Annotated in this window: 5 protein-coding genes; all 5 read right to left on the bottom strand. The window is 47.4% G+C overall.

The features are described 5' to 3' along the window. Positions 1-321: 321 nt before the first annotated feature. Positions 322-1,509, bottom strand: coding sequence for an ABC transporter substrate-binding protein (locus Q7P67_RS05255; protein WP_303850871.1), 1,188 nt, complete (start codon positions 1,507-1,509; stop codon positions 322-324). A 369-nt stretch (positions 1,510-1,878) separates the two neighbouring features. Then, positions 1,879-2,922: a cytochrome c3 family protein gene (locus Q7P67_RS05250; RefSeq protein WP_303850870.1), complete on the bottom strand. Its 1,044-nt coding sequence runs from the start codon at positions 2,920-2,922 to the stop codon at positions 1,879-1,881. A 2-nt stretch (positions 2,923-2,924) separates the two neighbouring features. Then, positions 2,925-3,494: a cytochrome c3 family protein gene (locus Q7P67_RS05245; RefSeq protein WP_303850869.1), complete on the bottom strand. Its 570-nt coding sequence runs from the start codon at positions 3,492-3,494 to the stop codon at positions 2,925-2,927. A 24-nt stretch (positions 3,495-3,518) separates the two neighbouring features. Continuing rightward, positions 3,519-4,763, bottom strand: a complete 1,245-nt coding sequence (locus Q7P67_RS05240; protein ID WP_303850868.1) for a hypothetical protein — start codon at positions 4,761-4,763, stop codon at positions 3,519-3,521. Between the two features lie 19 nt (positions 4,764-4,782). Next, the gene (locus Q7P67_RS05235) at positions 4,783-6,912 is read right to left on the bottom strand and encodes an ammonia-forming cytochrome c nitrite reductase subunit c552 (RefSeq protein ID WP_303850867.1); all 2,130 of its coding nucleotides are present in this window, start codon (positions 6,910-6,912) and stop codon (positions 4,783-4,785) included. Positions 6,913-6,926: the final 14 nt, after the last annotated feature.

The raw sequence follows: 6,926 nt of genomic DNA, 5'->3' as shown, positions 1-6,926 counted from the left end.
GTGTCATTTTTTTACTAACGCAAAGCTCAGATAAACTACGCTTTGCTCTCACTACGCATGTTTTCATCCATAAATCGGCTGAAAACATTCTCCGTGGGACACTTCCTGTGTCCTCGTATATTTTTAAAAAAATGACGTCGTGTCATTTGCCGTCCATTCTTTTCTTTCCTGCTCTCCGCTTTGAAAAAGGAGGGCAGAATTGGATTTTGTTACTGAAAAATGGAAATCCACATTTCTTTTTTTAAATGAAAAGACAAATACTCACGACAATTCAAACAAAAAGGCTCCCCCGGTGTGTCAGAGGGAGCCGCTGTGTAATAGCTACTTTCTCTGTCTCCACTTGGGCATGGGATAGAGGTATTTAGCGCTTGCCATGCTCTTGGGCCAGATGGTTTCGTGGTTGCCTTTGATAACCTGAAGAGCCAGTGTGGGGATAAAGTTCTGGTTCTGATATCCGTTCTTGTCAACGAACTGAACATTGCCGAACGCTGTCTGCATCTTTGTGGCTTTCATAGCCGCGCGTATGTCTTCAGGAGACCATGTTTTTGCGCGTTCAAGAGCATCTTTGGCAACGAAAAGTGCCGCATATGCCGCCGCGCCGTGGTATGAAGGATAATCGCCGTACATCTTTTTATACTTTTCGGCATATTCCTTGGAACCCTTGTATTTCACCTGAGGACTCCACAAAGTTGAGGTCACAACGTATTCGGATGCGTCTTTTGCGTTGTCAACAAACTCAGGAATAGCAAACCCCGCAGCGCCACCGGCAAAGAGGCTGGCATCAAGTCTGAGCTCTTTTATCTGTCTCATAAGAAGGGCGGCGTCCATAACGTATGAAACCATGTAAACCACGTCAGGTCTGAGTGATTTCACTTTTGTAAGAACGGGTTTGAAATCAACCGCGCCCTTTTCATATTTCTCTTGCAGAAGAACTTTGATTCCGAGTGCTTCAGCATGTTTAGCCATTTCGTCCGCACCGGATGTTCCGAAGTCCGAGCTTTCATGCAGTATCGCCATTGTTTTGGGCTTAACAACCGCCTGCATAAAACCGAGCAGACCGTCGGCATAGTTCGCATTAGGGGAGTTGAGCCTGAAAACATATTTGTATTTCTGCTGGGTTATGTCGTCTGCACCGGAAACAACCACCATATAAGGTGTTTTGCGTTCCTCGCTGACTGCGGCAACCGCCTTGGCACATGCGGAAGTGTATTCACCGATGATAAGCGGCTGCTTCTGCACGTCGATGAGCTTTTCGACGATACCTCTTGCAACCTCAGGTTTAGCTCCGGAATCTTCGAATTTAAGAACAAGTGTTTTGCCTTTGATACCGCCTTTTGCGTTGATTTCGGCGGCGGCTATTTCATAAGACCTTTTTTGAATCTCACCGAACTTAGCCTGCGTGCCTGTGAGAGGCAGCGGGACAGTCAGGTTGAGATTCTCGGCGTATGCGAACATCGCGCCGAAAGCGAAAAACATGGTAAACAGAGCAGATGCAATCGCTTTTCTCATATAATTAACCTCCATATAATCGTCCCCGATTATTATGATTAATTATATAACATTATTATAATCATTCCAGTAAAAAAATCACTTTCAGACCAGCTTGTTTTAGTTTTTTAAAGATTATGACAATCTGTTTTACTTTATATTAAACTTTTACCCGTCATCATTACATAACCTAGTTTGAATATATTTTATTCTGCATATTGATTTTGTCTATATCTCCACTCAAAGATGATATTTTGATACGTCGGTTTAACTAATAGTATTGGATATTTTGAAGATGCACAGTTGAATCGGCATCTGACGGCAGTTTGCGAACAAAAAAGGGAACCCTTTTCAGGATTCCCTTTTTTATATTATAAGTGAATTTTTTTTTCAGAACAAACCGTTAACGCTGGTTCCGTGTCCGGCACCGTGATAGTGGCAATCTGTACAGTTCGAAGAGTATGTGCTGGTGTGCACCACCTCTTTAAGTCCGTTCGCCGTGTCGGCACCGTCAGGGTTCATATGGCACACAGCGCAAAGTTCGGAAAAGTTGTTCTCCGTAACGCTGACCTTCGCATTTTTGGCGGTATCGTCGGCATTTACGGCAGTTTTGCCGGATTCAGTTATGAGATAGGGGTTGTCGGAGGAGTGAACCTGATGGCAGCTCAGGCACGGAAGCTCCATGTCGTTAACGTAGGTGCCTCTGAACACGCCGAAGCTCTGCCCCTGACCTATCCTTGCGCCGTGAATGTCCGCTGTGGATTTCATCTCCGCGGCGGTGCTTCCCATGCCTATGAACGTTGAGTAGATATTCGTGACCTCTGTGTCGAATTTGAGCACCGAAGGCATGATTCCAAACGCACCGTTACCGTCGTGGCACGACAGACAGAGGTCGTTTGCAGTAACGTAGTCGCTGCCTGATTTTCTGAAATCCACGTTCACGTCTATATTTCCGTCCATATCAGACCATTCATGACAAACTACGCAGTCAGAGTTGCCTATTTTGCCGTCGCCGTCAAAATCGTGCATGTTCTTTCCGCCGAACATATCGTGAGAAGATACTATATCTGCGTCCCCGTGGCATTTCATACACTGGTAGGTCTCAGCGGTTATGCCTGTAATACCGTTTGTTCCATGGCAGTACAGACAAGCACCGATATCGGTTTCCTCCACTTTTGAAAAACTCTCTGCGAGTTTCGGGCTGTAATCGTGGATGTCCTGCAGTTTTTTGATGTTGTGGCACAGGTAGCATTTGTCGTTGCCCCAGGCTGTTCCGCCGTAGTGGTTTTCAGGTACGGTCAGCTGAGGAGCATTACCTTTCATTTCAGTCGTGGGCGAATCGCCGTCACCGGAACTTCCGCCTCCGCAGGCGGCGGTGAGGGCTATGACACCCAAAACGGCAACATATATAAGTGCTTTATATATCTTTTTCATAATCAGTCCTTCCTGTGGCAAGAAATACAAAACTCAACCCTGTGGCATGTGTCGCACGAACCGGGGTCAATGGAAGCCTCAAGGGAGTGTTTCAGCTTGAAAGAGCGGCTGTGTCTCATATTCTCCATGGAGTTCTGTTTGCTGTGGCAGCTTTCACAGTACCATTCGTCGTGGCATGTCTGGCATGACCTGCTGTCCAGAGTTGCGGGAGCCGCGTGCATCTCTTTCCAGTTTTTCAGGTGGTCTGCCGGTTTCAGCACCTTCATGTTCTCGTGGCATGTGGAACAGTTCTGGGGAGCAGACGAAACTCTCGTTTCTATATCTCTGTGACACGAGTGACACTTTCCGTCTATTTTCAGATCTGCGGCAATTTTAAGCTCTCCGCCCTGTTTTATCATTGTTTCGATGGACGGCAGTTTATGACAGTGGAAACAGTCCTTTTTCTGCTGGAAAAGGATGTCCACGTGTTTTTCGTGGTTAAATTTAGTCACTGGTGACTGATAGTAAAACTGTGTGCATCCGAAGATGACCGGAACGATCAGCAATAAGAGCCATGATACCTTTTTAATCATTATATCCTCTTCTCTGGCAATGGTTTAAAAGCTATAAGCAGCTTTCACGCCGTATCTGTTCTCCGGCAGATATCTCGTTTCCTGACTGTTCTCCGCATAGATGCTGAGCGTCAGATCCTTCATTATGTCATACTCCGCATCTGCGTAAAGAGAATAGATGTTATCCTCGGATGCGTAGTTTTCAAGTCTGAGGGTTTCTCCCTCGAAAGTAACGCGGAACTTCTTCGTAAGGCTCCAGTCCAGCGCTGCGCTTGCACCTTTGGCGTTTGCGGTTTCGCTGTCGTAATAATAGCCCTCAACGTTGGCTGTGACGCCTCTGGTTTTAAACCAGTCAAAATCAGCGCCCGCCTTGTATATCTGTCCGTCTACTATGTCGCCGCTCTCCTGCTCTATCTTTGAGCTGACAACCGTGAAATAGGGAGAGAAGTTCTCAGTTACAGAGTACTGAACAGTGAACGCCATTTTCTCTTCCTGCCCTGTGGAGAAGTTGCTTATTATCAGTATATCCTGATAGTTCGTACCGTCTTTGACGTTGTATTTAGAGCCTTCCGCTATCAGTCTGAGAGCGTTCATTTTCAGGTAGGCTCTCACGGAGCCTCTGTAGAAGTTGTTCTCCTCCATGTCATATTCACCTTTTGCATCAACGCTGAGAACGTTTTTGCCGGAAAGGGCGAATACCCTGCCGAGACCAAGCCCTGCAAACTCCTGATATGTCGTGTCGCTGTCGTACTCTTTAGAGTATGAAACGTAGCCCGTGGTATCTTTGATCCCGTTAAGAAAGATGCGTCCGCCGTACATTTTGTCGCCTGTTTCACGGAATTCCTCGTTTATGTGCCTTCCGTCGGCATCGAAATACTGGGGCTTACCGGCAAATGCCGTAACACCGAATTTATAGTCAGTGCGGACGGTTGCGAGAGCTCCGTCCAGAGTAAGAAATCTGTTGCCCATATATGCAAAACGCCCTGCCTTGACCTCAACAGCGTTCTGAAAGCTGTTATAGTCAAGGTATGCCGAGTAAACGTCGGACTGGCTGTCGCTGTCCTCTTCCGAATCCGTTGCGAAGCGCCCGTAAAAGTTGAATCCGAGATATGGGTCATACAGCTTCGCGTTGTCTATGCTGAGATAGTTCTCCCACAGCCCCTCGCTGCTTTCGCCCTTATCCTTCGAAACTTCATAGGCGGTCGAGAAGAATCCGTCGATGTTATATGCGTATGCGGAAAATCCTGAGCATACCATAATCGCTGCTAATACAAATTTAAAAAATTTCACCGGCTTTCTCCCGTTTTTATCAGTTTGCCGCCAGATCGGCGAGCGAAAGGTCTAACAATATTGTAGCATAACCGGGGTTATGGAAACCGCCGCTTCTGTCCATCAGCAGATAGTTATAGTTATATGCTGCACGGTTGAGTGCTGTCGTAAGCGTAGTCGTGGAAGCGGTGTAGCTTGCTTTGACAGCCGCATCTGCCGATTCGCCGGCTTTCGCGTTTATAGCGGCTTTCAGTTGACCCATCTTAGCACGCACAGCCGCTACCCTGCCGTCATATTCGTAATGTCCGTCAACATATGTCGGAGAAGTGGTATGGCAGTTTGAACCGAGGCAGTTCACAATGCGCCCCGTGGGGTTGTCGTGCATATCAAGTTCATGTGTCGCCTTGCCGTTCTCTTTCATGTGGCATGTTGCGCACTGAACACTCTGCAAGACGTGAACGGATTTTGTAAATCCGAGAGTCTGTCCGTATACATAACCGCCGACACCCTGCATAAACTCCGCCTGTGTGTTATGGGGTATTGAACCCACTGCGGGAAGTGCAACCTCCGCGTTGTGGCAGTAATAGCAGAGTTTGCTGTTGCCTACATTTGCGGTTGTGGTGCCGGTGGGCAGAGTGTAACTTCCGCTGACTCTTATCTGCGAGTCAAGACCTGTCTCCCCGTGGGGGTCGTGGCAAACGGAACAGCCGATGCCGGATATTGTTTCTGTATTTGAAGGAGTAATATCAAGGTTAAAGAGTCGTCCCATCATGCCTTCGCCTGTGTGGCACTTGAAACATGCTGCGTTTCTGGCTACGTTTCCGCCCGCCAGAGTGTGGGACTTGTCGTGTGCGTCTGAATATTTGAACGAGTGATCCGATACTCCCGAATAATCGTGACATGTGAGACACACGTTGGATGAAAGAGATGTATTCTTATAATGCTTCTGATTGAAAGTGCCTGTGCTGCCTTCATTAGGACCATGACACGCTTCACAGGTCACTCCTTGAAGATGTGTTCCACCGGAGGGAACCAGCGTTGTCCAGTTCAGCTTATCATCATACCCATTCGCGGATGGATATGCTCCATCCGGTCTGAAACCTGTAGTATGACACTGATAACAAGTTGAATTTTGTGATGCAGCAACAGTTGCATTATAAGCAGATGCGTGTACCGATCCGCTCCACATACTTGTTATATCTCTCAATATATCTCTGCCGTATTTATCGGGAGCAGGCTCGGAAGTGCTTCCGTCGTGACAAGCAGTAACACACATGGACTTATTAGCTGAAGCTACATAAGTGTAATTCAGAGCAAATATGTTCTTTGTTTCGTATTCTGTTTTTCCGTTTAAACCGTTCAGACTGAGACCGACAATATAAACGCCGACGATATCAGGCACTATTGAAACAGTCGTTCCATCTGCACTCATAGACGCATTGGAGCCAGTCGGTTTAACCAGCAGTTCCCATGCGTATGAAGTCACGGTTTCGCCGAAAACGATCTCGTCAACATCGAAAATGACCTTCTCGCCAAGCTGCACATGGTCTGTGCCGCGTGATGTTTCCGGGATGCTCCTGCCCGAAGGGTCTGTGAAAAATGCTGTGGCGGCGGCATAGCTTACCGCGTTGAGCTTTATAATTCCTGAAACGGACGAATCCGCAGTCTGTTTTTTATATCCCGCAAAGAAGCTGCCGGGGAACGTTGCCTGAGCAGCAACGTCGCTGCCGGAGCCATGAATTGTTGTAAACTCAGTAACGGACGAACCGGAAAGCGAGCAGAATATTGAATCGGAAGCTGCCCCGCCTTCTGATGCAAGAATGTTTGCGCTGTAGGGCAGAGTTATCTTCGCAAGATAGACAGAGCTGTCCTTTTCAGCCAGAGACACCGTATAAACCGGTGACAGGGAAACGTACCCGTCAACCGAATATGATGACTCCGATTTTTCTATATACACAGTTTTTCCCGCAAGCTCTTCTGCCGCGGCGCTTATGGAAAAGCCCTCCATATCGCCTGTTCCGACATAGTTCAGCTTGCCGTCCGTACCAACCTGTACGGAAACGATTATACTGGTATCGTCATTGATGGAGCTTTTAACATCACCGCCGCCCAAACAGGCTGTCAGGGCGAAAAGCGACATAGCTGCAAACAGAAATTTAATGAATCTCATATCATCCTCTTATT

This window comes from Seleniivibrio woodruffii, assembly GCF_029267515.1.
Classification (GTDB): domain Bacteria; phylum Chrysiogenota; class Deferribacteres; order Deferribacterales; family Geovibrionaceae; genus Seleniivibrio; species Seleniivibrio woodruffii_A.
This window is presented reverse-complemented; position numbering and strand designations above follow the sequence as displayed.